At 41.3% G+C, this 26,822-nt stretch carries 24 protein-coding genes and 1 pseudogene; 14 read left to right on the plus strand and 11 right to left on the minus strand.

What is annotated here, in order from left to right; all coding sequences use genetic code 11:
* Positions 1–7 precede the first annotated feature (7 nt).
* The gene (gene pgl / locus ACXJY6_RS11125) at positions 8–724 is read right to left on the minus strand and encodes a 6-phosphogluconolactonase (RefSeq protein WP_458768370.1); all 717 of its coding nucleotides are present in this window, start codon (positions 722–724) and stop codon (positions 8–10) included.
* Entirely contained in the window at positions 721–2,223 is a 1,503-nt protein-coding gene (zwf, locus tag ACXJY6_RS11130) for a glucose-6-phosphate dehydrogenase (protein WP_458768371.1), read from the minus strand. The genes pgl and zwf overlap by 4 nt, the downstream gene beginning before the upstream one ends.
* A 417-nt stretch (positions 2,224–2,640) precedes the next feature.
* Here zwf and ACXJY6_RS11135 point away from each other — a divergent pair, with 417 nt between their 5' ends.
* A complete protein-coding gene (locus ACXJY6_RS11135) occupies positions 2,641–3,387 on the plus strand; it encodes a phosphatase (RefSeq protein ID WP_456050312.1) in 747 nt (248 codons plus the stop codon).
* A 104-nt stretch (positions 3,388–3,491) separates the two neighbouring features.
* Positions 3,492–3,860, plus strand: coding sequence for a cytochrome b562 (locus ACXJY6_RS11140; protein ID WP_456050313.1), 369 nt, complete (start codon positions 3,492–3,494; stop codon positions 3,858–3,860).
* 216 nt (positions 3,861–4,076) lie between these two features.
* Here the strand turns inward: ACXJY6_RS11140 and ACXJY6_RS11145 are convergent, their stop codons facing one another.
* The 5 genes from ACXJY6_RS11145 to ACXJY6_RS11165 all read right to left on the minus strand — a co-directional run bounded on the left by ACXJY6_RS11145 (position 4,077) and on the right by ACXJY6_RS11165 (position 9,423).
* Positions 4,077–4,223: a hypothetical protein gene (locus ACXJY6_RS11145; protein ID WP_456050314.1), complete on the minus strand. Its 147-nt coding sequence runs from the start codon at positions 4,221–4,223 to the stop codon at positions 4,077–4,079.
* 299 nt (positions 4,224–4,522) lie between these two features.
* The gene (locus ACXJY6_RS11150; RefSeq protein WP_458768372.1) at positions 4,523–5,605 is read right to left on the minus strand and encodes a BMP family ABC transporter substrate-binding protein; all 1,083 of its coding nucleotides are present in this window, start codon (positions 5,603–5,605) and stop codon (positions 4,523–4,525) included.
* A gap of 254 nt (positions 5,606–5,859) precedes the next feature.
* The gene (locus ACXJY6_RS11155; protein ID WP_456050316.1) at positions 5,860–6,789 is read right to left on the minus strand and encodes an ABC transporter permease; all 930 of its coding nucleotides are present in this window, start codon (positions 6,787–6,789) and stop codon (positions 5,860–5,862) included.
* Positions 6,789–7,898 carry an ABC transporter permease gene (locus tag ACXJY6_RS11160; protein ID WP_458768373.1) on the minus strand — a complete coding sequence of 370 codons (1,110 nt, stop codon included), beginning with the start codon at positions 7,896–7,898 and terminating at the stop codon, positions 6,789–6,791. Before ACXJY6_RS11160 ends, ACXJY6_RS11155 begins: the two co-directional genes overlap by 1 nt.
* A complete protein-coding gene (locus ACXJY6_RS11165) occupies positions 7,891–9,423 on the minus strand; it encodes an ABC transporter ATP-binding protein (RefSeq protein ID WP_458768374.1) in 1,533 nt (510 codons plus the stop codon). The genes ACXJY6_RS11160 and ACXJY6_RS11165 overlap by 8 nt, the downstream gene beginning before the upstream one ends.
* A 337-nt stretch (positions 9,424–9,760) precedes the next feature.
* Between ACXJY6_RS11165 and narQ the strand changes: the two genes are divergently transcribed.
* From narQ to ACXJY6_RS11180, 3 genes are all read left to right on the plus strand, one after another.
* On the plus strand, positions 9,761–11,506 hold the full coding sequence (gene narQ, locus ACXJY6_RS11170; protein ID WP_456050319.1) for a nitrate/nitrite two-component system sensor histidine kinase NarQ: 1,746 nt from the start codon (positions 9,761–9,763) through the stop codon (positions 11,504–11,506).
* Positions 11,496–12,125, plus strand: a complete 630-nt coding sequence (locus ACXJY6_RS11175; protein WP_456050320.1) for a response regulator — start codon at positions 11,496–11,498, stop codon at positions 12,123–12,125. The genes narQ and ACXJY6_RS11175 overlap by 11 nt, the downstream gene beginning before the upstream one ends.
* Before the next feature lie 173 nt (positions 12,126–12,298).
* Positions 12,299–13,078, plus strand: a complete 780-nt coding sequence (locus ACXJY6_RS11180; protein ID WP_456050321.1) for an EAL domain-containing protein — start codon at positions 12,299–12,301, stop codon at positions 13,076–13,078.
* 47 nt (positions 13,079–13,125) lie between these two features.
* Here the strand turns inward: ACXJY6_RS11180 and ACXJY6_RS11185 are convergent, their stop codons facing one another.
* Complete coding sequence (locus ACXJY6_RS11185; protein ID WP_456050322.1) at positions 13,126–13,566, minus strand: DUF3069 domain-containing protein; 441 nt, start codon at positions 13,564–13,566, stop codon at positions 13,126–13,128.
* A gap of 152 nt (positions 13,567–13,718) precedes the next feature.
* On the opposite strand from ACXJY6_RS11185, the gene ACXJY6_RS11190 reads away from it, so the two are divergent.
* Positions 13,719–14,696, plus strand: a complete 978-nt coding sequence (locus ACXJY6_RS11190) for a diguanylate cyclase domain-containing protein (protein ID WP_458768375.1) — start codon at positions 13,719–13,721, stop codon at positions 14,694–14,696.
* A 92-nt stretch (positions 14,697–14,788) separates the two neighbouring features.
* Here the strand turns inward: ACXJY6_RS11190 and ACXJY6_RS11195 are convergent, their stop codons facing one another.
* A complete protein-coding gene (locus ACXJY6_RS11195) occupies positions 14,789–15,421 on the minus strand; it encodes a hypothetical protein (protein WP_456050324.1) in 633 nt (210 codons plus the stop codon).
* A gap of 541 nt (positions 15,422–15,962) precedes the next feature.
* Between ACXJY6_RS11195 and ACXJY6_RS11200 the strand changes: the two are divergent.
* The 8 genes and pseudogenes from ACXJY6_RS11200 to ACXJY6_RS11235 all read left to right on the plus strand — a co-directional run.
* A pseudogene (locus tag ACXJY6_RS11200) lies at positions 15,963–16,784 on the plus strand (discoidin domain-containing protein); the annotation flags it as partial.
* A 57-nt stretch (positions 16,785–16,841) separates the two neighbouring features.
* Positions 16,842–18,722: a polysaccharide lyase family 7 protein gene (locus tag ACXJY6_RS11205; protein ID WP_458768455.1), complete on the plus strand. Its 1,881-nt coding sequence runs from the start codon at positions 16,842–16,844 to the stop codon at positions 18,720–18,722.
* A 337-nt stretch (positions 18,723–19,059) separates the two neighbouring features.
* Positions 19,060–19,641, plus strand: a complete 582-nt coding sequence (locus ACXJY6_RS11210) for a DedA family protein (RefSeq protein WP_456050325.1) — start codon at positions 19,060–19,062, stop codon at positions 19,639–19,641.
* On the plus strand, positions 19,638–20,771 hold the full coding sequence (locus ACXJY6_RS11215; RefSeq protein WP_456050326.1) for an ATP-grasp domain-containing protein: 1,134 nt from the start codon (positions 19,638–19,640) through the stop codon (positions 20,769–20,771). The genes ACXJY6_RS11210 and ACXJY6_RS11215 overlap by 4 nt, the downstream gene beginning before the upstream one ends.
* A 42-nt stretch (positions 20,772–20,813) precedes the next feature.
* Positions 20,814–21,389 carry a DinB family protein gene (locus tag ACXJY6_RS11220; protein ID WP_458768376.1) on the plus strand — a complete coding sequence of 192 codons (576 nt, stop codon included), beginning with the start codon at positions 20,814–20,816 and terminating at the stop codon, positions 21,387–21,389.
* Between the two features lie 2 nt (positions 21,390–21,391).
* Entirely contained in the window at positions 21,392–22,147 is a 756-nt protein-coding gene (locus ACXJY6_RS11225; protein ID WP_458768377.1) for a hypothetical protein, read from the plus strand.
* 10 nt (positions 22,148–22,157) lie between these two features.
* Positions 22,158–22,595 carry a YHS domain-containing (seleno)protein gene (locus tag ACXJY6_RS11230; protein WP_456050329.1) on the plus strand — a complete coding sequence of 146 codons (438 nt, stop codon included), beginning with the start codon at positions 22,158–22,160 and terminating at the stop codon, positions 22,593–22,595.
* 23 nt (positions 22,596–22,618) lie between these two features.
* Positions 22,619–24,376 (plus strand): bifunctional lysophospholipid acyltransferase family protein/GNAT family N-acetyltransferase, encoded by a 1,758-nt coding sequence (locus ACXJY6_RS11235; protein ID WP_458768378.1) that lies wholly within the window; start codon positions 22,619–22,621, stop codon positions 24,374–24,376.
* A 78-nt stretch (positions 24,377–24,454) separates the two neighbouring features.
* Here the strand turns inward: ACXJY6_RS11235 and ACXJY6_RS11240 are convergent, their stop codons facing one another.
* Positions 24,455–25,366 (minus strand): LysR family transcriptional regulator, encoded by a 912-nt coding sequence (locus ACXJY6_RS11240; RefSeq protein ID WP_458768379.1) that lies wholly within the window; start codon positions 25,364–25,366, stop codon positions 24,455–24,457.
* Between the two features lie 187 nt (positions 25,367–25,553).
* Positions 25,554–26,813: a flavin-containing monooxygenase gene (locus ACXJY6_RS11245; RefSeq protein ID WP_458768380.1), complete on the minus strand. Its 1,260-nt coding sequence runs from the start codon at positions 26,811–26,813 to the stop codon at positions 25,554–25,556.
* Positions 26,814–26,822 lie beyond the last annotated feature (9 nt).

The raw sequence follows: 26,822 nt of genomic DNA on the forward strand, positions 1-26,822 counted from the left end.
TGCTCCTTTATGCCATCTTTTCGGCGGCGGCTGAATCGAGATACCACTCGGTTTCACCATGAGTTGATTGTATTTTAGCGGCTGGGTATGGCAATTCATCTGCTGGTGTGGATGAAATTTCTTGGATAATTTCAACCTTACCCGAACCTAGCACTAAATAGCTGATACGTTTTGCTGCTTGTATAACCTTTGCTGTTTTTGATACTCGAAACTGTCCCGATTCTGGGTGAGTCGCAACGACAGATAGATTAGGATCCTGATAATTGGTCACGTTAGGGAAAAGAGATGCAGTATGGCCATCACCACCAATACCTAACAAAATCCAATCGAAAATGGGCGTGTCGTTCTCACATGGAATGACGGCTTTCATTTCATCAGCGAAACGCAATGCTTCTTTCTCAGGATCGGATTCTCCGCGAATGCGATGGATGTTTTCGGCTGGAATGTCGATTTGGCTAAACAACAGAGTATTGGCTTCACCATAATTACTTTCTGCATCTTCTGGAGCAACGCAACGTTCATCACCCCACCAGAAATGCAAATTCTGCCAATTAATCGTTGCAGCATATTCAGCTGTTGCTAATAGTTTGAACAACATTTTAGGGGTACTGCCGCCAGACAATGAAATGTGTACCGGCGTACCTTTCTGACTGTAAATGTTTAAATCATCGGCAAGTGATCGTACAACTTCATTAGATGTTGGAAATATTTTATGACTGATCATAGTTCGCAATAGTCCGTATTTGTTAAGTTCTTACATGGGAAACGCCATTCGCGGTTGTTTTTGTTCAATAATTTGTCCGCTTCTTTTGGCCCCCAAGTACCACACGCATAACCATAGAGAGATTTCGGGTCTTGTTTATAATCAATGATTGGTTGAACGAACTTCCAACAGGCTTCGACGGCATCTGTACGTGCAAATAATGTGGCATCGCCATTTAGTGCATCGAGCAATAGTCGTTCATAGGCGGTGAGCATCTTGGTTTCTTCCAACTCTGCATAATGGAAGTCCATCGATACTTCTTTAGCATTAAATCCAGCGCCTGGTTCTTTTAAGCCAAAACTCATAAGAATGCCTTCATCAGGCTGGATTCGAATGATAAGTTTGTTTTCAGGCGCGTTTTGACCAAATACAGGGTGAGGCGTACGCTTAAAGTGTATGACCACTTCTGTCACACGGGTAGGTAGGCGTTTACCAGAACGAACGTAAAAAGGAATTCCATTCCATCGCCAGTTATTGATGAACATTTTCAATGCGACATAGGTTTCGGTACGCGAATCATCAGCAACACCTGTTTCATCTCGATATCCGGGCAAGAATTCTCCACGCACACTGGATTCGGTGTATTGACCTAACACTAAGTTCTCGTCTAAGTCTTTGTCAGTTAATGGCTGTAAGCTTTGCAGCACCTTGTTGACTTCGTCTCGAATAGAGTCAGCAGTAATTGCTGCGGGAGGCTCCATCGCCATCATAGCAACAACTTGGAGCAAGTGGTTCTGAAACATATCACGTACAGCACCTGAACCGTCGTAATAGCCGCCTCGCTCTTCTACTCCAAGGAATTCAGCACCAGTAATTTCGATGTAATCGATAAAGTTACGATTCCATAAAGGTTCAAACATACCGTTGGCAAAACGTAAAACCAATAGATTTTGTACCGTCTCTTTACCAAGATAATGATCGATGCGGTAGATTTGGTGTTCCTTGAAGTTCTTATGAATTTCAATATCTAAGGCTCGTGCTGATTCAAGATCATACCCAAACGGTTTTTCGATAATCAGACGTTTCCAACCATCACTTTCATCATGAAGATTATGGGCAGCAAGGCAGGTTGGGATCACACCATACAGGCTTGGCGGCGTGGCTAAATAGAACATAGTATTACGTTGTTCTAATTGATATTGCTCAGCCAATTGATCCAAGCGAGTCGTTAACTTGTGGTAGTCATCGACATCAGCAGTATCAAGTGCTTGATAGTGTATATGTTGACAAAAACGATCAAGGACTTCCGGTTTGGTTTCCTCTAACTCTCGCATGGACTGAGCTAACTTCTCTCGATAAGAGTCATCAGTGTATACGGTTCTACTCACTCCAAGAATGGTAAACGATTTAGGCAGCTGATTACTTGCATATAAGTGATATAAAGCCGGAATAAGTTTGCGGTACGTAAGGTCACCAGAAGCACCAAAAATTACGATGCTACTATTTTCAGGTATAACCATTATTCTTCCCTTAAAGCGAGCTGACTAGTAATTTTGCTTAGACTATCAGCGCATTAGACTACTGAAAAATTGGTTTTCTCTATCATACTGATAGGCTGACGCTACTTGATGCTGAGATATCAACACGTAATATAGGGTCTTAACCAATTCTCTATTTTGTACGACAATTTAAATTTCATCAAGCAAGAACGTATTTTCGATAGCGTTTTTTCATGACTAAACGATAACTGGGTGACCTACTTGTAATCTAGAGTTTATCAGCTTCCCTACGAGTCATAAATAACGTGAGCTACGTCACTATAAGTAAGCGCAAGCCTGATTTCAACCATAAGGTAAGTGGGGAATTTAATTGGCATTTACATTGTTACTTATTTCATTGCACTGTTAGAATGTGATCTGGTTAACAAGGAGGAAGCAATGCACTTAGAAGTTGATACTCACACTCATACTATCGCGAGTGGGCACGCATACAGTACGCTTATCGAGAATGCGAAAGTCGCTCGTGAAAACGGATTAAAGATCATGTGTGCAACGGATCATGCTGAGTTAATGCCAGGCGCACCGCACCCTTGGTTTTTTGTTAATCAGAAAGTTCTCCCTCGATTTATCGAAAATGTTGCGATTATTAGGGGTGTTGAATCAAATATAATAGATGAAACCGGCAATATCGATATTCAGCCCTTTATGGATCAAAACCTTGATTGGATCATTGCCAGTTTCCATGAGCCGGTATTTGCGCCGAACAATACGAAAAATCACACTACCGCATTACTTAATGTGATTAAGAATGGGCGTGTTGATGCATTAGGGCATCTGGGAAATCCCCGGTTTGATTTTGATTTTGACGAAGTTATTTCATGCGCAGCGGAACATAATGTCGCGATAGAACTCAATAATAGTACCTTACTTGGGCATAGCCGCGTTGGAAGTATCGATCGTTGCTATAAAATTGGTGAAATCGCAAAACAATACAACGCATTTATAACCACAGGAAGTGATGCACATTTTTGTGATGCGATCGGTAAGCTCGATCTAGCCCAAGCATTAATAAACAAAGTTGGGATTGATTCACAACAGGTGATCACTCACCGTGCGTCGCAGTTTCTCTCATTTCTTGCATTACGCGGCCATCAGCCAATCGACGCATTTTCGACGCTTGGTTAAATTTTTATAAAACGATACACCTATTATAATTTGAAACAAATTTAGTGTGGTTAAAAGAGTGAGATTACATAAACTCACTTTAAATTAGGAAGCTGGAGATAAAAATGAAAAAAATAGTATTAGCATTAGTTGGTGTCGGACTCAGTTTTAATTTATTCGCTGCAGACATAGATCTTGAAGCAGTAATGAAAGAAATTAATTTAAATTATAAAAAAGCCGCTCGTGCAGAAACCGTTGAAGATATGCAGTCTCGAATCGATAACATTGATGTATTAATCGAAAAAGCGAAACAAGGCGATTATTCACCAGAACGTAATGAGTTATATCAAGAAGGATTTGAAAAGCTAACTGTTGCATTTGCTGAAATAGACGAAACACTTGCAAATGGCGATATCGATGCGGCACGTGGTCAACTTAAAGAGATAAATAGCCTGAAGAAAGAGTATCACAGAGCAAACAAGCAACTTGATTAAGAAGGCTTTTAGCTAGCTTTCAGTAATATAAAGTGCAGTCAGGTGAGGTTTTGCACTGAATGTAGAGAAGTGTTTTCGGTAGGCATAACGTTTTAGATAGAAAGCATAAGCTCGGCTTGTACAGGCGGTGAATCAGAAGTATCTGGTTCGCCGTTTTTTATTTGCAGTTGGGTGCTTGTAGCCGAGTAACATTTTCCATTGGTGGCTGAATGGGAATTAACCAGCCCACGTGAGTGATAAAAGTAGGATAGGAACTGCGACACATGCAAAAAGAGTTAAAACGCTAACGGCTTCTTTAGCGAAAGAAATAAATGCGTTTGTTTCCTGAGTAGTTTCTATTTGAGAAGCTAATGTTGAATTCATAGTGATATCCTTTATGTTGTTTAATTTGATTATTATTAAGTATCTGATCACATTATTGGTCAAAATGTGACCCATGTCAACTTATTTGGTAATTTAATTACATAAAAGTGGAAATTTAGTAACAAGTTGAGGGAGTGCTTAGCTAGATATGTCTCTGTGTTAGAAAGGTTTCATTGAATGACGGTAACGTGTAAGTTAGCAACAGCATTAAGATAAAAAACGCGCTACTCAGTAGCGCGTTTTTATTTTTAATCGTTCGCTAACACTATCTAAATGATATCGCGAGTGAACAATGTAGCTTAGTTGCTTGAAGGGATCGTTGCTTTGATGCCTTCAACATACCAGTTCATACCAACAAGTTCTGCATCAGGTGGTAAAACACCCGCAGCGATTTTCTCATTTCCTTGGTTGTCGTTTAGAGGACCAGCAAAAGGAACGATTTCACCTGATTTGATTTTATCGTGAGTTTCAGTGATCGCCGTTTTAACATCTTCAGGAAGGTTATCGTTTACCGATGCGATTTGAAGAATGTCATCTTGGAAGCCATTCCAGTAGTCTTCTGAAGTCCAAGTACCGTCGATAGTTGCTTGAACTGTTTTGATGTAGTAAGGAGCCCAGTGATCACGTATTGAGAACATATGAGCTTCAGGAGCGAAATGGCTCATATCTGATGCTTGACCAATTGCTTTCATGCCGCGCTTTTCAGCTGCGATAACAGGGGCAGGGCTATCTGTGTGTTGAAGTACCACGTCGACACCTTGGTCCATTAGCGCATTTGCTGCATCGTTTTCTTTGCCTGGATCATACCAAGTGTTAACCCATACAATTTTTAAATCGATATCAGGATTGACGCTTTTCGCACCTAAGTATACTGCGTTAATGTCGCGAATAACTTCAGGAATTGGAAATGATGCAATATAACCAATGGTATTTGTCTTGGTTGTCATCGCTGCAGCTACACCAGAAACGTAACGACCTTCATAGGTACGTAGAGCGTATGTACCAACGTTTTTAGAACGTTTAAAACCTGTAGCGTGCTCAAATTTCACTTTTGGAAAACGCTTTGCTACTTTAATCGTTGGATTCATAAAGCCAAATGAGGTGGTAAAAATTACGCTGTTACCGGCTTTTGCTAGCTGAGTGATAACACGTTCAGCATCCGCACCTTCCGCAACATTTTCAACGAATGTTGTTTCTACTTTTCCACCGAAATGTTTTTCCATTTCTAGACGGCCTTGGTCGTGCTCGTATGACCAACCATGATCACCGACAGAACCCACATATACAAAGCCTACTTTTACAGGATCTTCTGCAAGGGTTGAAGCAGAGAACATTGCTGACACAGAAAGTGCAGCCATGGACAACCACTGATTAATTTTCATGAAATACTCCGTTTCCAAAGGTTAATATTTGTATTAGTACCGACTTATAGCAAATTACTGACCAATTCGTGTATTTATTCATGAAATACGTCTGATTTAGCCATTGAGCCATAATACGGCTGATGTAGATCATTTATATGCCAAATCTACTTGGGCAGATTGTTTTCAACGTAAAAACAAATCGGTTGTTTTGCCTGATTTCTGGGCAAGTACTGCACTGAGATCAAGCAAAACGAAACTTCATAATTGCTTTATTAATGAGCTTTAGGATCGAAAGGTTTACCTAAACTCATTGGAGTTGCTAATTTTTGTCGTACTTTATTTGAGCTGATCAATACCATAACGACAATCGTTGATACGTATGGCGTCATTGCGAGCAAGTTTGGAGAGATATCAAAACCAAACCCTTGCATCATTAAATGCATTATCGATGTAAAGCCAAATAAATAGGCGCCCAATACGAGATACCCTATACGCCAGGAAGCAAAAACAACTAATGCTAGAGCGATCCAGCCTCGACCAGCGGTCATACTTTCCATCCACATTGGTGTATAAGAGAGAGACAAGTACGAACCTGCAAGCCCAGCCATTGCGCCGCCAAATAAAACGATGGCAAAGCGTAACGGGATAACCTTAATGCCTAAAGCGTTTGCTGAGTGTGGGTTTTCGCCAATTGCGCGTATGGTTAATCCAAGGCGTGTCTTGTGCATGATGTACCAAATAATGGCTACTGCACTAAAGCTGAGATATACCATGAAGTCATGTTGGAAAAGGACTGGGCCAATAAACGGGATATCACTTAACAGTGGAATATGAATTGTTTCAAACCCCGATATGGTAGAACCAACGAGGTTGCTGCCCAAGAACGCACTTAACCCAGTACCGAAAATGGTTAATGCGAGACCTGTTGCGACCTGATTAGAGTTCAGGAATAGTGTTAAACCGCCAAAAATCGCTGCCATTAACATACCTGCCAAAATGGCACAAAGCATTCCAACGGCCAAGCTTCCTGTGAAATATGTCCCGGCAAATCCTGCCATAGCACCCATCAACATCATGCCTTCCTGGCCGAGGTTAAGAACACCTGATTTTTCACACACCAACTCGCCGAGCGCAATTAATAATAAAGGCGTGCCGGTTTTTACAGCTGCGATAGCGATTTGTTGAATTAGTATAATATCCATTAGGCAGTCTCATCCTTGTCTAATGTTAACGTTTGTTCTGGAGATGTAGGTTTACGTTTTGTAGACACAAATTCGTAATAAATTAAGAAGTCACATGCTAATAGGAAGAACAACAACGTTCCCTGAAACAAGCCTGTAACGGCTGTGGGTAGTCCTAGTTCGATTTGAGCGAGATCACTTCCCATGTACAGCGTCCCCATAAACAAAGCGGATAAAACGATGCCAATAGGGTTAAGACGTCCTAAATATGCCACTATGATTGCGGCATAACCATATCCAGGAGAAACCGATGGTATAAGTTGACCAATTGGTCCAGTTACTTCGGCTGCGCCTGCAAAACCTGCGAGTGCACCTGCGAATAGCATGACGCCCCAAACGATTTTATTGCCATTAAAACCAGCGTAAGTTGCAGCGGAGGTATCTTCTCCAAACACTCTCAATTTAAATCCGGGGAGGGTTTTAAACAGAACAAAACTGGTGATGAATGCGATTATGATAGCGATAACGACACTAACAGTTGCACGGCTTTCTTCATTTAATAGAGGAAGCATTACACCATCAGGGAAAATCGCTGACTCAGGAAAACCATATCCATTAGGATCGCTGAGTGGGCCATGTACTGCCCAAAGCAGCAAATACAAGCCGATATAGTTGAGCATGATGGTGGTTAAGATGATATTGGTGTTGAAGATGCGGTATAGCAATGTGGGAATTGCTGCCCAGCCCATGCCAGCGACGATACCCGCCATTATAACAAGCAACTGAGATCCGAAACCTGCTTCTTCTCCCATTTGAATCGCCACAGCACTCGCCGCAACTGCACCGATCAGAAGTTGACCTTCTGCTCCAATATTCCAAATGTTCGCTCGATAGCACAAAGCTAAACCAATAGCACAAAGCATCAGAGGTGGCGCTTTTACCATTAGCTCGCCGATGTTGTAGCTGTCGCTAAATGGCTGAATAATAAATACTTCAAATGCCGAAAGTGGGCTGACATCAAGCCAAATGAACATCAGACTAGAGGTTAGCATAGTTAATGTTACCGCAATCAACGGCGATAACCATTTCATGACTTGAGAGCTTTCAATCCTTGGTTGAACTTTAAACATGAGTATTATTCTCCTGTTTAACAAAACCACCGGCTATCCATTGTCCGATTTCTTCGATATTGGTATCACCTGTTTTGACCATTGGCGATAATTTTCCTTCATAGAGTGCGGCGAGGCGGTCTGAGATAATAAATAGTTCATCAATGTCTTCTGAGATAACCACAATTGCAGCTCCGGCATCACGCAGTGCAATAAGCTTACGGTGAATTGAGCTAGCGGCACCAATATCAACACCCCATGTCGGGTGTGCACAAATCAGTACTTGAGGGTGTTGATGTATCTCACGACCAATAATGAATTTTTGTAAGTTGCCGCCTGATAAACTTTTTGCTTGAGAATGTTCGTTACGACATTTCACTTTATTTGACTTAATAAGGGAACGAGCAAGTTCCTTCAATCGGCGTGTATTAATCAAACCGTGGCGTGACATATCTGCACTAAATGTGAGCAGTGTGTTCTCTTCTAGTGTCATTTCTGGCACCGCACCCTGACCTAAACGGTTGGTAGGGACGTGCGCCATACCCATAAGTCTGCGAGCACCAGCATGAAGGTGTCCAATGGGTTGTTGGTTAAATAACACTGACGCCTTTGGAACTCGTGGATCTTCGCCGCTAAGTGCTTCGAGTAGATCTTCTTGCCCATTACCTGCTACACCGGCAATACCGAGGATTTCACCTGCACGAAGCTCGAGATCGATGTTTGAGATACCACATCCAAAAGGATGAGCAGGTGGAAGTGTCAAGTTATCTGTTTTCAGGGTTACGGTGTCACTATATGCTTTATCATAACTTTCTGATAACTCAGCATCACTGCCCACCATCAAACGTGCAATTGAATTTGGCGTTTCGTCTGCAGGAACACATGAACCACTGACAAGCCCCCCTCGTAAGATCACTGCGCGATCGCACAATTCGGTCACTTCCTTCAGCTTATGGCTAATAAACATAATACTACAGCCTTCACTAGCCAGCTTTTTTAGGACTCGGAAAAGGCCAGAGACTTCTTGTGGAGTCAATACAGACGTGGGTTCATCTAGGATCAGAAGTTTCACATCTTGAATTAAACAACGTAAAATTTCTAAACGCTGTCGTTCACCAATTGAGAGGGTGTGAACGTAGCGGTCGGGTTCAACATGTAGATCGTAACGACTACTCATCTCAACGATACGTTGATGTAAATTGCCCACTTGTTTGACAAACTCTTTATCTAAACCGAGCTCGATATTTTCCAATACGGTTAATGTTTCAAATACCGAAAAGTGTTGAAACACCATTCCAATTCCCATGGCACGAGCTTGATTTGGCGAAAGAATATTGATGGGTTGGCCATTCCAATAAATTTGACCTTCACTTGGCTTACTTACGCCATAGATCATTTTGACTAGGGTTGACTTACCCGCACCATTTTCGCCCAGCAATGCGAGAATTTCGCCAGAATACAGTTTTAAATCGACATTATTGTTGGCTATAACGCCGGGGTAAAACTTACTTACCTTCTTCAACTCTAATAGAGGAACAGTTGTCATGTTACGCGAATATCCTTTTGTATCTCTGCTAGCGTAATGCACGTAATGCAAAAAATTGACCAAGTGTTTAAGAGGCGCGATTGTATCTTGTTCTAGATGAAAATGGATCAGAAAATTTGACTAGTTGAATTAGATTTGTCTTTGATCAGTCTTAGACATAAGATTTAAATTCAACTGATTACGTATGTGTTTTGATAAATACCTCAATAAATCAAAGAAGTAACAGAATTTATTGGTAGTATGGCAATTCTTGCTATCGAAATTCATATTTTCGATGTTGAGAGTTATTCACATTTTTGAGTTGATGCTGTGGTTGTTGGACAGAGAGGTTAGCAGGTTGGTCACACAAGCGGAAAAATCAGTTACACGTACGATAGCCAAAGCAATGTTGCTAATTGTATTGCTTTCTATCGTTACGACGACGTTGGCAATCGTAACGCTGGCTTCATCGTTGAATGATGCTGAGGCGGTGAATGTTTCAGGTAGTATGCGAATGCAAAGCTACCGTTTATCGCATGATATTCAACAGCAGTCTCCAGAGTTTGAATCTCACTTAAAGATATTTGAACAATCACTCCTTTCACCTTCCATGCAAGCTCTTGAGTCGTGGGGCGTGCCTAAAGATATTACCAGTGACTATCGAGCTATTATCTCGCGTTGGGATGAATTAAAGCAGAACCTACTTAGCTCTAATCGTATGCAATATATTGATATTGTAGCTGATTTCGTAAGTCAGATAGATGGGTTTGTATATAAGTTACAGCGTCACTCGGAAAGAAAGCTTATCGCTCTTGCTTGGGTGGGAAGCCTTGGGTTAGGTGGAATTCTTATCGCTTCGATTTATGTGGTGCACTTTATCCGTAAAGAAGTAGTGAAACCATTAAAAGCTTTATTGGTTGCAAGCCGCAGAATTCAAAATCATTCGTTTGATGTGGTTTTGAATTCAAAAAGTCAAAATGAAATGGGAATATTGACCAACACATTTAATCATATGGCACAAGACCTAGGTAAGTTATACCGCGGTATGGAGTTGGCCGTATATGAGAAAACACGCGAGTTACAAAATGCAAATAACGCCTTGAAAGTGCTTTATGATTCATCGCAGCAGTTAACGGCTTCACGAATTGGAGAAGATAACTTTAAATCGATTATCGCCAATATGGTCAATATCGATGGTATTGCGGCTGTGCGCTTAGAAGTGGGTGAGAATAGTGAAACATCATGGAACTTAGAACATGGAGATATGACGGGTGCTTGCGAGAATAACGATTCAACTGAAACGGCTAGTTTGCCGCTTATTTTAGACAATCAAAAGCTCGGTGAACTTACTTGGTGCTACTTTCACCCTAATTATGACGCAGCATTGATAAGTAGTTTCGCACAAATGCTGGCGAGAGCGATTTACTTTAACCAAGCGCAAAGGCAAGCAGAACAAATTATTTTAATGGAAGAGAGGGCAACGATCGCTCGTGAACTGCACGATTCATTAGCTCAATCTCTATCTTATTTGAAAATTCAAATGTCGTTACTCAAACGTGGTTTAAAGACACAATCGATAACCTGTGATCAGTCACGAGTTCAACCTGTGATTGGCGATATTGATAAAGGGTTAAGTGACGCTTATATCCAATTACGCGAATTACTGACAACGTTCCGCTTAACAATTAAAGAAGGCAATTTTGATCAAGCACTTGAAGGAATGTTACAACAGTTGAACGATCAATCATCAGTCGCCATTAAACTGACCAGCTATTTTTCTACACAAACTCTAGATGCTCATCAGCAAGTGCATTTGTTGCAATTAATTAGAGAAGCCGTACTAAATGCGATAAAACATGCCGATGCGACTGAAATTAAGATAAACTGCATTGATAATCATGATAGTTTGGTTTTACAAGTCGTCGATGATGGTAAAGGTTTTGATAAGCAAGAAGCTGAGTTAAATCACTATGGTGTGGCGATAATGCGAGAACGAGCAGAAAGATTGGGCGGGGAATTGACCTTAGACTCTTCACCGAATCAAGGGTGTACAGTGACATTAACTTATAACAAACCACGGGAAGGTGTTAGCAATGATATATAACGTTGTACTCGTTGATGATCATCCATTAATGCGCAAAGGGATTGCTCAGTTACTTGATTTTGAACCCGAATTTAATGTGGTTGGCGAAGCAAGTAATGGTACTGATGCCGTTGCCTTAGTCCACGAAGTCGAACCTGATTTAGTGTTACTTGACCTTAATATGAAAGGAATGTCGGGGTTAGATACATTAAAAGCATTACGAGCAGATGGTTCTCAGGCGGCGATTGTCATATTGACCGTTTCTGATAACTCACTTGATATTGATAAACTAGTGAAGGCAGGAGCGGATGGGTATTTACTCAAGGATACGGAACCCGATGACTTAGTTACCTTGATTAAGGAAGCAGTTACTGGTGGTAAAGCGTACAGTGAATATGTCTCTCGATATTTACGCGAGCGTGGAGATCACGTAGATGGTTTTGAGCTTTTAACTGAGCGAGAAATGCAAATTCTGGCGCAAGTAGTAAAAGGGTATCGTAATAAACAGATTGCAGATCGACTTATGATTACAGAATCTACGGTCAAAGTTCACATGAAAAGTTTGCTGAAAAAGCTTTGTGTTCCATCACGTACTGCGGCGACCGTTTTATATTTAGAACGCTGTGGTGATGTTAAGTAATGCGATACATAAAAAATAAGGGTTGTTTTTACGGTGACAATTTTTTATCTTAAAATTGATACACAAGCCTGCTTTTTAAAATATTAATCATCTATATGCATACTGTTACTTGTGGCGTCAAGCTCTCAACGCTAAAGTTAAAACAGTGCTCTTGTATGAGGTGTCTGAAAATTATGATTAAACAATGTCGTTTGTTAGACAAGAGAGCAAAAGATCAATTTAAAGCGGTGGATGGGCAAGCAACGGACTTCTACATTGCTTTCCAACCAATAGTTGATTGTTTAGAGTCTAAGATATTTGGGTACGAAGCGTTGGTTCGTGGAGAAGACGAATTAGATGCAGAATCTGTGATTCATACAGTGGGTAGAGCAAACCGTTACGAGTTTGATCAGTTATGCCGTGAGCGTGCCATTGAAGTTGCCGCTGGTTTTAATATTCAAGATAAGTACTTGAGTATTAACTTCCTGCCAAACGCGATCAACTGCCCTGAGAAGAGTATTCTTTCGACGGTAAACGCCGCTAAAAATATGGGGTTTCCGATCGAAAAAATTATTCTCGAGTTTACCGAAGTAGAAAAAATTCATGATATTGGTGTGGTTAAACACGTACTGAATCTGTATAAAAAATTAGGATTCAAAACGGCGATTGATGACTTTGGAGCAGGGTATGCTGGTTTAGGGTTATTAGCTGACTTGCAAACCGATATTGTGAAGTTAGATATGGCCCTTGTTCGCAATATAGATCGTGATACCGTACGTCAAACTATCTTAACGCATTCATTAAGTATGCTAAATCAACTCAATATTGACGTTATTGCAGAAGGTGTGGAATCTCATCAGGAAATGCGTTGGCTGCGCTCAGCAGGAGTGCGTTACATGCAAGGGTTCTATTTTGCACGACCGCAAATAAACGGGTTACCTGAAGTTGACATTCGAGCATTCGAACTTCATTAAAAAAAGCCACCAAGTCGGTGGCTTTTTTGTGGCGTGTTGTAAAGAGATTAACCTCGTGTAAATACTTCCGTAAAATCACGTTTTAGGATTGGATCTCGACGAGCTTTTTTAATTTGCTTGACCATATCTTTTACGCAGTTGGTTAACACTTTGTTTAAGATTTCAGCTCTATAATCATTTAGTGCATCTTCATCCATATCCTGAGGCTGATTTACCGCTAATTCTTGCATTACGTTAACTCCCGCAAACCCTTGGCTTACTGAAATTAAAGCGTGAAATTGCTCGAAATTATCTAGGATATTTTGTGCGCTACCAGGTAGGTGGTCCCAAGCTTCTCGTACGACTTCTTCTGATATCTCGTGTAATGAGGCGACCATCGGAATTATGTCTTCTGAAACTTCGTCAAATTCGATAACTTGGCGAAGTTCAGGAGAAAGAGTGTCGAGATCGACTTCTGTTGTTTGATTCTCAGTTTCTTGTTGGCTCATGGTTTGCCTCTCATTATATTTTAAGAAGTGATCTAACTATCATTAATAATGTTAAGTCAATATAACTTAACTAATAAATCAGTGAAAGCCTAGAAATGTTGTGCTATATCTAACTATTATCATATAGTTACATTCGATATCTAAGGATGGGTATGGGAAAGATGAACTGTTCATTGAGAATTCTTCTTGTAGAAGATGTGCAACTTGATCGCATGCAACTTTCAATTAGATTGAAGCAGCTTGGGCATGTAGTTGAGGCAGTATCTAGTGGCTCAGCGGCGCTTAATTTGTTTTCGTCATTTGAACCAGATCTGGTGTTGCTTGATATTATAATGCCAGGTATGTCAGGTTTTGATGTCGCATCTGCTATTCGTTTAGAGCACGATGATTGGGTGCCAATTATCTTTTTGAGTAGTCATCATGAACCAGAGATGATTGCTAAAGCCATTGAAGCCGGTGGAGACGATTATTTAGTCAAACCCGTCGATAATCTGGTGCTGACGTCCAAACTGCTCGCTATGTCGCGTATTGCCGATATGCGTCGTGAACTGAAACGTACCAGTTCTCGGCTTACAGAACTCAACCATATCCTTCAACTTCAAGTTAACGAAGATAGCCTGACCCAGATCTTTAATCGCCGATATATGGATGAGAAAGTCGCGGAAATGATCAGTTGGCACGGGCGACATAAATTGCCACTCAGTCTCATTTTATTCGATGTTGATCAATTCAAAATATTTAATGATTTTTACGGACATACTGAAGGCGACAAATGCCTCTATACATTGAGTCAAACATTTAACCAGTTGTTCACGAGAAGTGGCGAGTATGTCGGACGCTATGGAGGAGAAGAGTTTATTGTTCTGTTAAGTCATTCTGATTTACAAATGGCTCAGCTCGCTGCGAAACGAATTATGAGCGCAATAAAGCTCTTAAATTACCCACATGAGAAAAGTAGCGTAGAGAAATATGTAACAGTATCTCTAGGGCTTGTTTCGATGGTCCCTAATGGTGATGAGTCGACCAGTTATTTATACAACCTTGCCGACAAAGCGATGTATCAAGCAAAGCAGGAAGGAAGAAACTGTTCGATCGTCTGTTCGGATCAACACTTTCTTGATGCGATGTAAACCGAGAATACTACTGCGTTAGCGATAACAGCTCTACCGAGTGCGATAGAGCTGCTTTAGATTTACTCTTTATTACTTACATACTGACTTAGTTACTTAGCTGTGATCGCAAATTCATCAACTCGAATTTCTGAATCTTTTGCCATATTGTTTCCATCACTTGGATCGGTTTCCAACAGAGCAAATATTTCGACACTTCCTGTGCTGCCAGAGTTGAAGTCAACGCTAATCTGTTTAAAGCAAGCTTTTACTTCAGCAACAGGTGCATCACCTAGATCTTTGACATGTGCACGAGCATCAGCAATGACAGCACCAGTGAGTGCTGCACCTTCCACAACTTCATTCACGCCATAGTGAAGTGTACTTGCTGACATTTCGCCTTTTTCATCACAGTAATATAAAGAAAATTGCATGTCGGCATTTTGTGGTAATCCAGACACTATTTGGCTTAAACCAGGTGTTGCTGTGTAATCATTAATTGCGACTTTTTGTTTAAAACGAAATCTTGAAGAACCTTCATCACCAAACGCGGTGTTGCCAGAACTGCCTACATCGCCTTTGCCTCCATCGGAATCTTCATGAGAAACCCATACTTCGCTTTCTCCTTTATTTGCACGGTATTCGCTTAACTGTGCATCTTGGATGTAAGCCGCTTGAGTTGAAAGTGCGAATGTTGAAACGAGAAGTCCGACGGTTGTCGCGACGGTTTTGGTTAGTTTAGTCATGTTGGGTTCATCCCTGTAAGGTTGTTATTGAAATAAAAATAGTTAGAAATTTTATTATTGTTAGAATTGTTACTGTGAACATAAGTAATATTAAATGATCATTGGTATGAGTTTTGTGACGAATTCCGTATTTGAGAACGGGGTAGGTCGATCAAGTTAACACTTTCATAACAGCTCATTGTTTGACCATGATTTTGTGTGATGTTAACCCTAATTTGAAGCAGAGATATTACGTTGTAGTTTAATAAGGAAGCCCAATTCTCTGCTTATTCAATAGCGAAATGAGATCAAGTTAACAAATATTTAATATTAAAATAATACTAATAATGTGCGCTAGAACACCACTGAGTTTATGAAACTGGGATCTAGCTTATAGTTCAGCGAACCTAATTGATAACAATGTTGTTACAGCTAGTTCGACAAGTTTACCCTTGGTTCAATTATCTCAGCTCTCACAATGAGACTTATATCGATTTTCTTGAGGTGGAAAATAGGTAGTATTTCATTTCTTAAATCATAATGTATGACTAAAGGTAACCAGATGACGAAGAAAATTCTTAGTTCAGTATTGACCGTATCGGTCTTGGCTGCACTGGGCGCATATGGCACTGCTTATGCTGCAGGCGTTCCAGAAAAGCCAGTCTTGATAAAAGCAAGTTCCGACGATGGCAACGTTCCGGACCGTCTTGTTGATGGAGATACCAACACACGCTGGTCAGCCAATGGCGTTGGTTCATGGGTTGAGTTTGATTACGGGGTCGTCTCGAAGATCAACGCAATAAAAGCCTCATTTCATAAAGGAGATGCTCGCACAACCACGTTTGACCTAGAAGTCAGCGTTGATGGCGAGACGTGGACAAAGGTTATTAGCCAGCAAGCAAGCAGTGGCTTAACAACCGATATAGAACGTTATGATTTTGATGAAATAGAAGCGCGTTACATTAAGTTAACGGGATATGGAAATACGTCCAATAAATGGACCAGTTTAACAGAATTACATGCGGTAGATTGTAACACCAGTGTGTGTAGTGATAGTGAAGTTCCATCGGCTCCTATTCTTAAACCTGTTGCGATTTCTGCAAGCAGCGATGACGGTAATACACCAGAACGCCTTTTCGATGACTCCCTTAAAACTCGTTGGTCAGCCAATGGCGATGGCGAGTGGGCAATGTATGATTACGGTAAAGCCGAGACCTTTGATGCGGTTCGCCTTGCTTTCCATAAAGGTGATGCACGCTCAACTAAGTTCGATATTGAAGTTAGCGAAGATGGCACAACCTGGACCAAAGTGGTCACCGGTGGAGCAAGCTCTGGCGCATTAACAACCTACGAACGTTTTGAATTTGAGCCCGTTACTGCACAATATATTCGATATGTTGGCTTTGGTAACACGTCGAATACTTGGAACAGTTTAACGGAAATGGCTGGACTGAACTGTAAAATCAATCTCTGTCCAGTGAATGAAGTTATTACCGAAGAAGTAATTAAAGCGGCGAAAATTGAAGCAGAGAAGCAAAAGCGCTTTATCAAACATGTTGGTAAGCAAACAACATTAGATGATTGGAAGCTGACTATTCCTGAGAATTACGGTGGTTTCTATAGCGGTGTATCCAAAGAACTGGCTAAAAATGAGATCGATGTTAATAAAGCAGCCGAAATCTTGCCTAGTGAATGCAGTGTTGATGGTTCTTCTTTAACAGCTGCAACGAAAAATGATTACTTCTGGGCAGACGAGAAAGGCTGGCATTTCCGTACTCCATTAGATGGTGGCGCAACGACGCCAAACTCAACCTATATTCGTTCAGAACTGCGTGAGTTAGCAGGTGATTGGGCACCTTGTGGTGATACCTCTCTTGCAAATTGGGAATACGGTGGCGAGCATACTTTGGTTGCGACATTAAGTTTGGATGAAATTCCACATCTTCCGCTGAAAAAAGATGGTATTACACCTACCGATCCTAAAGTGGTATTGGGTCAAATCCATGCTCACGACATAAGCGCAGCAACCGCTAAGCTTTTGTGGGAAGGTAACGATAAGCCAGTCCGCGTTATCCTAAATAAGTCGACAGAGAAGAGCGCATTCTCGGTTAAACTTGGCAAAATCGATGACCCAAGCCAGCCTTGGAGCTACAAAATTAAAATGACAGCCCGAGGCATCGAACTTAGTGCTGGTGGTGTGACTAAGAAGTTATCGTTTGGCAAAGAGCTGGATGGCGCATGGAAGAATGAAACCTTCTACTTCAAAGCTGGCCTTTATCCTCAAGTCTATAAAGAGTTTGGCGGTGCTTTTGAAGCTACGTTCTCTAAGTTGAGTATCGAACATAAAGCTCGTCCAGGTGATTTCGGAACAAAAGTTGCTCTTGAGTGTGACCCAGCTGTTTCGGATTGTTCTTGCCTAGAAGCGGATCCAAACTGTACGTGGTGGGATGTGCCATTAAAAGCCCCAACCATTCCAGCAACACCGCTTCCAGGGAATAAACCAGGCCAGAACTTTGACCTAACGACTTGGTATTTGTCTCAACCGTTTGACCATGACTTCAACGGCAGACCAGATGATGTATTTGAGCAACATTTGAACCAAGGCTATGAGCACCCAGAGCACTTCTATACTGCTGACGATGGTGGCATGGTATTTAAGTCGTTTATTAAAGGTGTTCGTACCTCTAAGAATACCAAATATGTCCGTACTGAATTACGTGAAATGCTTCGTGCCGGTGATATGTCAATCCCAACTAAAGGGGTGAACAAAAACAACTGGGTATTTAGTTCTGCTCCAGTTGAAGATCAAAAAGCTGCGGCTGCTATCGATGGTGTGATGAACGCCACGCTTAAGATTGATCACACAACAACAACGGGTGATCCTAGCCAAGTTGGACGCTTTATCATTGGTCAAATTCACGATAAAGATGACGAACCTATCCGCCTCTACTACCGTAAACTGCCAGATCAAGAGATGGGTACGGTTTACTTCGCACATGAAAATACAAATGAAGGCTCAGATAAGTTCTTTGACTTAGTGGGTGGCATGAAAGGTGTCACAAACGATGGTATTAAACTCGGTGAAGTCTTCTCTTACCAAATCAAAGTTGTGGGCAACACAATGACAGTAACGGTAATGCGTGAAGGCAAGCCTGACGCAGTTCAAGTCGTCGATATGAGTGAAAGTGGCTACGATCAAGGCGGAAGATACATGTACTTTAAAGCTGGGGTTTACAACCAGAATAACACTGGTGATCCAGATGATTATGTACAAGCAACCTTCTACAAACTTGAGAAATCACACAGTCAATATCAAGAATAATACGTGCTGATGTCACTGTAACTTGGTATCTACATTTCAAATCTAACTCAAAACCGTTCACTTTATGTGAGCGGTTTTTTTGTTCTAGCACTTAATTTTTCCCTATCTACGCTTTGGTTAGTTCAAGTTTTAGTTAAAATATTTAACTTTTATTACTATAAAATCAAAGTGTTAGTATTTAATTTGAACGTTTTAAAAAATATATTCAATTGCGGTGTAATATTTTGGCAGTCATTAGCGACTAATGTTTAAAGGTAAAATACTTGATTTGAATTACACTTTGTAGATGTCTATTTGAAATAACATCGCAATAACGAGAAGACGCAAGGAATTTAAATTGATCGATGAATTACAAGCATTTCTTTTAAGTGGTGAAACATCAAATGTACTGTTGTTTATCGGTATCATTTTACTGTCTTACTTATTAGAAGATTTAGCCATAGTGACGGCTGGCACGTTAGCCGCACAAGGCAGTATGCTGCCATCGGTTGCTCTATTTGCAATCTTCATTGGGATTGCGAGTGGCGATCTTGGGTTGTACTGTTTGGGACGAGTGGGGCGCAGAGTTCGTGTTTTGCGCTATAAGGCACTAACAAATCGCCACTTTAAAGTTATGCGAGCTCGTTTCCATCGTGGTGCTTTCTTCAATCTTTTTGTTATTCGTTTTATTCCGGGAATGAGAAGTGTTGGTTTTACTCTTAGTGGTTTTTTCACTATCCCATTGAGCATATTTTTATGCGCGGTCATTTCGGCTACCGCGATATGGACAACATTAGTCTTTTTCGCCATTTACTATTTAGGGAGTCAGGCATGGATGCAAGCGTCGCATTTACAATGGTTGATTGTACCGTTTGCTATCGCCCTATTATTTTTCGTTAATCGTTTTCTCAACCATTCACTATCAAAAGGTCATGCATGAGCTCGTTGACAGATGTTCGTTTAATTCCATCGCATAAAATTAATGCAGGTATGCCCGTTTTAGAGATTGATTCAGAGCAGAGTATTTCTCGATTTGAGTTTTTTCCAACGTGGTTTTTTTATACGCCAGTTGTTTTACAGAGTGTGGCACAAGGGCTGTATTATCGAGATTTTCGTTTACCGTTAGTCGTCAACCCAAGCATTAAATTAAGTGGCATGGTGGGTGAATCGAAACACGATATCATGCGCTTAGCTGGAGAGACGGCAATGCCTTGGATTTCGCCTTTCGTGACGTTGACGAAAACCCAATCTCCTGTAGACGAGCAGGTTGAAGATGCATTAGCTACGTTGCGCAGTGAAAACCTTGATTTTCCAATTGTTGGTAAGCCAGACCTCGGTTGTCGTGGGGTTGGGGTGAAGCTCCTTCGTGATTCTGGGCAGTTAAAAGATTACATTGCTAATTTTCCAAGCGATGCGCGCTTTTTACTTCAGCAAAAAGCTCCGTACCAGGCTGAGGCAGGGGTGTTTTATGTGCGCCATCCAAATGAATCTAAAGGGAAGATAATTTCAATTACTTTGAAATATTCACCGTCTGTTGTTGGAGATGGTCAAAGTACGTTGCAGCAGTTGATAGAGCGTTGTCCTCGTGCGGGTCAGTTGACTCATCTCTATTTTCCAAGGCATCTCGACAAATTAAATTGGGTTCCGGCAGAGAATGAAGAATTTCAACTCGCTTTTGCTGGAAGTCATAGCCGCGGCAGTATTTTCCGCGACGGTAATCAGTACATTACCAAAGAACTAACCGAGAAGCTGGATCTGATTCTTAAAGATGTTGAGGGATATCACTACGGTCGACTTGATATTAAGTTCGATAATCTCGACGACTTTATGAAAGGTGAACACTTTACCATTCTAGAACTCAATGGTGCGAGCAGCGAGGCCGCACATATTTGGGATAGAAATACGCCATTAATGTCCATTTTTGGGATGTTACTGAAGCAATATCGTTTGTTGTACTCAATCGGAGCAAAGCAGAAAAAACGGGGCTATACACCTCCTTCTTTTAGAGAGCTTTTGGGTGCTTGGCGAGAAGAAAAAAACTTAACCAAACAATATCCAAGTACCGATTAAATTTACGTCATTGTCTAAGGCAACAAAATTATAAGGAAGCTTATGTTATCGATAATTGCAAACAGTCAAGGCCAGTTGGTTGGGCGTGAATTGCCCGTAATTCAAGGTTGTATTGAAACGTTAGAACAAGGTTATGATTGTTTAGAGTTTTTAACTGATGAACAATATTTATGGTCAGCTAAACCACATGTTAACAGTAGTATTGGAGAGCATTTTCGTCATCTTCTTGACCTCTTTCATTCGGTAAATGTTGGTATGTCGGAGTCAGCAAAGAATAATGAACCACTGGTTATTGATTATAATTTGAGACGACGTGGACACATTGTTGAAACGTCACGAGAGCAGGCGCTAATGGAGTTATCTCAGTTAATCCAGTGGTTGGAAACACTTGGCGAGCAAGAACTCAAAACGTCGGTAGATGTCCTGACAGAAGTTTCTATTATTCACACCGACATGCATCTTATGACGTCGACACTAGAGCGAGAAATTACGTTCGCGGCGCTACATGCCACGCATCATTATGCGATGACAAAAGTAACAACCAGTTTATTAGACCTCAATGTGAGTGATGACTTTGGCTTCGCTCCAGCAACGTTGTCGTATTTAAGAGGTCAGTAACTATGTGTTCTGTTTCTTGGTTAGTCGATAAAGACGGCTATCAGATATTTTTTAACCGCGATGAACAAAAAACACGAGCAGACGCATTACCACCTCAGATACTTCACATCGATGGGGTTGATGTTGTGATGCCGATCGATCCTGTTGGTCAAGGAAGTTGGATCAGCACCAATGAAATGGGTTTGAGTTTGTGTTTGTTGAACAACTATCAAGCGAGTAACCCAAATGATGTGATATTAAGCCGTGGGTTATTGCTGAAGAGCTTGTCGAGTGAGAACAGTATTGAGAGCGTCCGTGAAGCTTTTTCTAAGCTTGCTTTGCCTCAGTTTGCTCCATTTAGTCTATTAGCATTTGATCGCAGTGTTAGCCAAGATGGAAACCCTGTTATGGCGTTTGAGTGGAATGGTGTGGAGTCCAATGTGCATCCAACAGACTCACCATTGTTTTCATCTGGCGTTGATTTACACAATGTTATTCATTATCGCAAAACGGCCTTTCAGAGCATTGTTGGGGAAGAGCGAACTCAGGAGAACTTATTGAAGTTTCATCGCCATCAGCATGCCGAACATTCACATATGTCGGTCTCTATGCATCGAGGCGATGCTAAGACCGTGAGTTTTACTCACATTGAGGTATCCAATGATTCGCAACAAATGAGATACGTTGCGGGGTCACCGAGCACACAGCTTACTTTACAAGCATTAACTAATAACACGACGGCGCTGCCGAATCGTAATTCTTTGGCATTAACCAATTAAGGAAATAATTATGAAATATATTATGGCAACAATGTTGTTCTTTTTTACTCATCTTAGTTTTGCAGCCGATGCAATTTCTACCAGCTTCTTGAGTAATAAGGCTGTCAGCGGTTATGACACGGTCGCTTATTTTACAGAGGGTAAGCCTGTGAAAGGAAGTTCGACATTTAAAACAGAATATATGGGTGCCGATTGGCTATTTGCTTCACAAGAGCATCTTGATCTGTTTCTAGCGGAACCAGAGAAGTATGCACCTCAATATGGTGGGTACTGTGCGTGGGCCGTTTCAGCTCAGAATGATTTCGCTCCATCAGACCCTACTAAGTGGGCAATTGTCGATGATAAGTTATACCTGAACTATAACGCATCGGTTAAAGAGAAATGGGATGCTGACCGCGCATTGCACATTACCCAAGCTGATACTAATTGGCCTGCTCTAATTAAGTAAGAAGTGATAGAAGGAGATACGCTATGATCGCAAGCCCATTTCGTTTACCTAGAGTAACCCCTTTTGGGTTGGGAGAGTCTGTTGTTGAATGGGCTACAGGATTGTCCAAGTTGGATCATTTGTATCAGCAACGACCTGAAACCAATACCTCGTTTGATTTTATGCGCTACACCTTAGATGCGCTAAACGTTGACTATGCGGTGAACCGAGGCTCTACCGACTCAATTCCAGTGGAAGGTGCGGTTGTTATCGTAGCAAACCATCCACTTGGTGCGATTGAAGGGGTTATTTTAGCGGACTTGGTTGGTCAGGTGAGGAAAGACGTTAAAGTTCTCGCGAACCAAATGCTAAAACGCCTTCCTGAAATTAGCGATCTGTTTATTGGTGTTGATGTTTTTGGTGGGGAAGGAGCAAAGCGAACCAATAGCAATGCTATTCGTGAAGCTAATCAACATCTTGCCGATGGTGGTGTTCTGGTTATCTTCCCTGCTGGGGAGGTATCGACCTATCCGAAAGGTGGCTCGTCTCTATCTGATATAGAGTGGCGTAACTCTGTTGCGAAGTTTATCAAGCACAGTGAAGCGACAACGGTACCTATCTTTATCAATGGAAAGAATAGCGATCTGTTTTATCGAGCTGGCCATGTTCACCCGTTACTTCGTACAGCGATGCTTGGGCGAGAGCTGCTTAATAAGCGATCAACTGAGATTAAAATTTCGATAGGCGATACGATTCCGTTTAGTGAGCTTTCAACCTTTGATAAAGACAAAGATATCGTTAATTATCTGCGTTTAAACACCTATTTGATGCGACCAGAAAGTGATCATTTTTCAATGCAAGGTGCTCCTAGTTATGGAACTGAAGTCATTGACTCCGTAGAGACGAGTTTACTTGAACAGGAATTAGTCACATTACCGTCTGATGCTGTGTTACACGAGCAAACCGACTTTATTGTGTACTATGCGTCGACCAGCCAGATCCCTAATATCATGCGGGAAATAGGGCGAATTCGAGAAAATAGTTTCCGTGCGGTTGGCGAAGGCTCTGGTCTTGAATGTGACATTGACGAGTTTGATAGCTACTACTTACAGTTGTTCGTGTGGCACAAGCAAGACAAACAGATTGTGGGTTCCTATCGTCTTTGTATGGTCGACGAACTGGTGAAAGAAAAAGGAATAGAAGGGCTTTATTCTCGTAGTCTATTTAACTATGACCAAACGTTTATTGATTCTCTCGATCATAGTATTGAAGTTGGGCGTTCTGTTGTCGCTGAACGTTACCAAAAGAATCTAAATTCATTGTTAATGCTGTGGAAAGGCTTGGCGAGTTTTGCTTCTCGTAACCCTAAATACACACACCTGTTTGGTCCAGTGAGCATTAGTAATGATTACAGTGACAGTGCACGACAGTTAATGGCAGCGACATTATCGGTTCATTATTACGATGACGAAAAAGCCGAATTGGTCAAACCACTCACACCATTGCGCGCGAGTAATTCTGTGTTTTGGCAACCTAATTTGCTGTCTGCACTTGCAAGCGTCTCCTTATTGTCTAAGGTGCTATCTCGCATGGAGCAAGGTAAGGGTTTGCCAGTATTGCTGCGTCAATACATAAAGATGAATGGTAAGCTGGTTTGCTTTAACGTTGACCCGGCGTTTCATGACACGTTAGACGGGTTAATCGTTGTCGACTTAAGAGAAGTGCCGTTAAAGACATTAGGTCGGTATATGGGGCGTGAACAAGCCGCGGAGTATCTAGAGAGCCATGACGTCACGTTATAGGTAATAGGTCAGAGAGCCTAAATACGCTTAAATCAATGAGCCGATGTAAATCACATCGGCTCTTTTGTATTTATTCGCTTATTTGGAATTATCGATATCAAAATTTGTGATACAAAATTCAAGAAATGTTTCGCACCGTTTTGGTAACTTTATTCCCGAAGCTTTAGAAATGACCAGTGAAATAGGAGTCGCGTAATCAGATAATGGAATACTAATAAGTTCTGATCCATCGAAACAACTATTTGATTTTATATGGGAATTCATTAACGCATAGCCTTCGCCATTTGCAACCAAACTGCGCAGCATCTCGATACTTTTAGTACGGTGCTTAATGATTGGATCTTTATCATATTGCTCAAATAACGACTGAAAATATTTATTTGAATGAGGTAAGTCTAATAAAACCAAAGGCTCATCTTTTAAGGTCATTAAATTGATTTGTTTTCTATTCGCCAATGGATGTTTCACCGATAACAGTACATGTGGACTGATCTTCGCAAGCTCCGTTGATTCAATTTGAGCGTTGTTATTTAAGTCATACATCAAAGCCATCTCGATTTTCCCGGTAAGAAGCGCTTCGTTTATCTCTTCGATATCTCCTTCGAATAACTTGAAGCTTACTTCTGGGTAGAGCTTGGTGAATCCTTGGATTAATTTAGGTGCATAAATCGGCCCTAAACTCGCGTAGCAGCCAACATTTATTACCCCAGAAATTAAGGTGCTATGTTGCGTCATATAGCCGTTAATTTCTTCAGCATGAGACAATAAAGTACGGCTATAAGAAAGCATCTCTTTCCCTGCCGGTGTTAGTGAAACCCCTTTAGCGTGGTGTCTTATCAGCAATTGAGTATTTAACGTTTCTTCGAGCTGAGAAATCGCGTTTGAAATTGCGGGTTGGGAGATGTAAAGCTTTTCACTCGCTTCTGTTACGTTGCCAGATTCGGCAACAACAACAAAATATTTGAGTTGTTTTAAAGTGTAATTAATCATCTCTAAGACCTACCATCAAATAAAATCTATCGGTGTTAGACATAGCATAACTTACTTTTATACAAAATAATGGGTTGAATTCTTAAGTATCCTAAATCAGTATAAATTTTAAGCGAGGGGTTCAATAAAAAAAGATAGACCATTTGGTCTATCTTTTTTTGTTTATACCTTAGCGAAAAGTGAGATTTTAGCGCTGTGAAGCATCCTTATAGGCAGAGTATGTGCGCTGCGTAGCAATATGCCCAGCGATATGCTTAGCATCATGCCATACTCCCCAGATAAAGGCTGAACCACGTCGTGATAACCACGCTTGACCAACAAAATACACACCTGGCTCGGTCGAGACACCACGTTGATGAGCAGGTTTGCCTTTTTCATCAAACGCATCGACTTTTAACCAGTTGTAATCGAGCGCGAAGCCCGTTGCCCAAACGATGGTTGTGATGCCTTCTTTCGCTAAATCAAACTCAAGAATAGGGTTTGTCATACACTCAGGATCGGTTAAAACTTTGCGAGCAGATGGTTCTTCAGGAAGATCTAGACCATTGCGTTCAATATATGCATCGGCAGAATCCAAGAAATCCATGTAATTCTTATTACCGCGCTCTACATTGTCATTAAGGTCATTTTGGAAAGTAACCTTACCGTTATTAAATTCCTTGGTCATACCAAGTAGGGTAATCCCTTGATGAGCGAGTGCGCGAAAATCAACAGTACCGTCCTTACCATGTGCGCCTGTTACAGCAATAGTTACATGTTCTGTTCCTGGCTCTAGAGACTCACGATCCCACTCTCCTAATACGCCTAACCACCAACAAAAATCGCGATTACGGTATGAACGAGGCGGACGATCATGTGGGCCAGCTGATAAGAAGACTTTTCGGCCTGAACGCTGAAGTTCGTCAGCGATTTGCACACCAGATGAACCAGCACCTACTACCAACACAGCGCCTTCTTCCAATTGCTGAGGGTTTTTGTAATCTGCAGAGTGTATTTGTGTAACGGATTCGTTTTTAGCAATAGGAGGAATAACCGGAGTTTGGAAAGGTCCGGTTGCCGAGACCACACGTTTGGCTTCTATTGTCCCTTGTGATGTTTCGATGATAAAGCCTTGAGCATTCACATTTCGCACAACGCTTTTAACTTCTACACCAGTGCGGATAGGGGCTTCAAACTTTTTCGCGTAATCCACTAGGTAATCAGCGACTTTTTCTTTAGGGATAAAAGAGTCAGGATCATGGCCTTCAAATTCTAATCCAGGAAAGCGGTCATGCCAAGCTGGACCATTCGCTACCAATGAATCCCATCGTCTGGTTCTCCATTGCTCGCCGATACGGTTACGCTCTAAAACAAGGTGTGGAATATCATGCTTGCTTAAATGCTCACTCATTGCAACACCGGCCTGACCAGCACCTATTACAAGCGTATCTATTTTTTCAATTGCCATTGTTGTTTC

Source organism: Vibrio phycocola, assembly GCF_054404255.1.

Coding starts and splice junctions, on each gene's coding strand:
- pgl (WP_458768370.1), bottom strand. CDS start 724: ATGATCAGTCATAAAATATTTCCAACATCTAATGAAGTTGTACGATCA.
- zwf (WP_458768371.1), bottom strand. CDS start 2,223: ATGGTTATACCTGAAAATAGTAGCATCGTAATTTTTGGTGCTTCTGGT.
- ACXJY6_RS11135 (WP_456050312.1), top strand. CDS start 2,641: ATGCACTTAGAAGTTGATACTCACACTCATACTATCGCGAGTGGGCAC.
- ACXJY6_RS11140 (WP_456050313.1), top strand. CDS start 3,492: ATGAAAAAAATAGTATTAGCATTAGTTGGTGTCGGACTCAGTTTTAAT.
- ACXJY6_RS11145 (WP_456050314.1), bottom strand. CDS start 4,223: ATGAATTCAACATTAGCTTCTCAAATAGAAACTACTCAGGAAACAAAC.
- ACXJY6_RS11150 (WP_458768372.1), bottom strand. CDS start 5,605: ATGAAAATTAATCAGTGGTTGTCCATGGCTGCACTTTCTGTGTCAGCA.
- ACXJY6_RS11155 (WP_456050316.1), bottom strand. CDS start 6,789: ATGGATATTATACTAATTCAACAAATCGCTATCGCAGCTGTAAAAACC.
- ACXJY6_RS11160 (WP_458768373.1), bottom strand. CDS start 7,898: ATGTTTAAAGTTCAACCAAGGATTGAAAGCTCTCAAGTCATGAAATGG.
- ACXJY6_RS11165 (WP_458768374.1), bottom strand. CDS start 9,423: ATGACAACTGTTCCTCTATTAGAGTTGAAGAAGGTAAGTAAGTTTTAC.
- ACXJY6_RS11175 (WP_456050320.1), top strand. CDS start 11,496: ATGATATATAACGTTGTACTCGTTGATGATCATCCATTAATGCGCAAA.
- ACXJY6_RS11180 (WP_456050321.1), top strand. CDS start 12,299: ATGATTAAACAATGTCGTTTGTTAGACAAGAGAGCAAAAGATCAATTT.
- ACXJY6_RS11185 (WP_456050322.1), bottom strand. CDS start 13,566: ATGAGCCAACAAGAAACTGAGAATCAAACAACAGAAGTCGATCTCGAC.
- ACXJY6_RS11190 (WP_458768375.1), top strand. CDS start 13,719: ATGGGAAAGATGAACTGTTCATTGAGAATTCTTCTTGTAGAAGATGTG.
- ACXJY6_RS11195 (WP_456050324.1), bottom strand. CDS start 15,421: ATGACTAAACTAACCAAAACCGTCGCGACAACCGTCGGACTTCTCGTT.
- ACXJY6_RS11205 (WP_458768455.1), top strand. CDS start 16,842: ATGGCTGGACTGAACTGTAAAATCAATCTCTGTCCAGTGAATGAAGTT.
- ACXJY6_RS11215 (WP_456050326.1), top strand. CDS start 19,638: ATGAGCTCGTTGACAGATGTTCGTTTAATTCCATCGCATAAAATTAAT.
- ACXJY6_RS11220 (WP_458768376.1), top strand. CDS start 20,814: ATGTTATCGATAATTGCAAACAGTCAAGGCCAGTTGGTTGGGCGTGAA.
- ACXJY6_RS11225 (WP_458768377.1), top strand. CDS start 21,392: ATGTGTTCTGTTTCTTGGTTAGTCGATAAAGACGGCTATCAGATATTT.
- ACXJY6_RS11230 (WP_456050329.1), top strand. CDS start 22,158: ATGAAATATATTATGGCAACAATGTTGTTCTTTTTTACTCATCTTAGT.
- ACXJY6_RS11235 (WP_458768378.1), top strand. CDS start 22,619: ATGATCGCAAGCCCATTTCGTTTACCTAGAGTAACCCCTTTTGGGTTG.
- ACXJY6_RS11240 (WP_458768379.1), bottom strand. CDS start 25,366: ATGATTAATTACACTTTAAAACAACTCAAATATTTTGTTGTTGTTGCC.
- ACXJY6_RS11245 (WP_458768380.1), bottom strand. CDS start 26,813: ATGGCAATTGAAAAAATAGATACGCTTGTAATAGGTGCTGGTCAGGCC.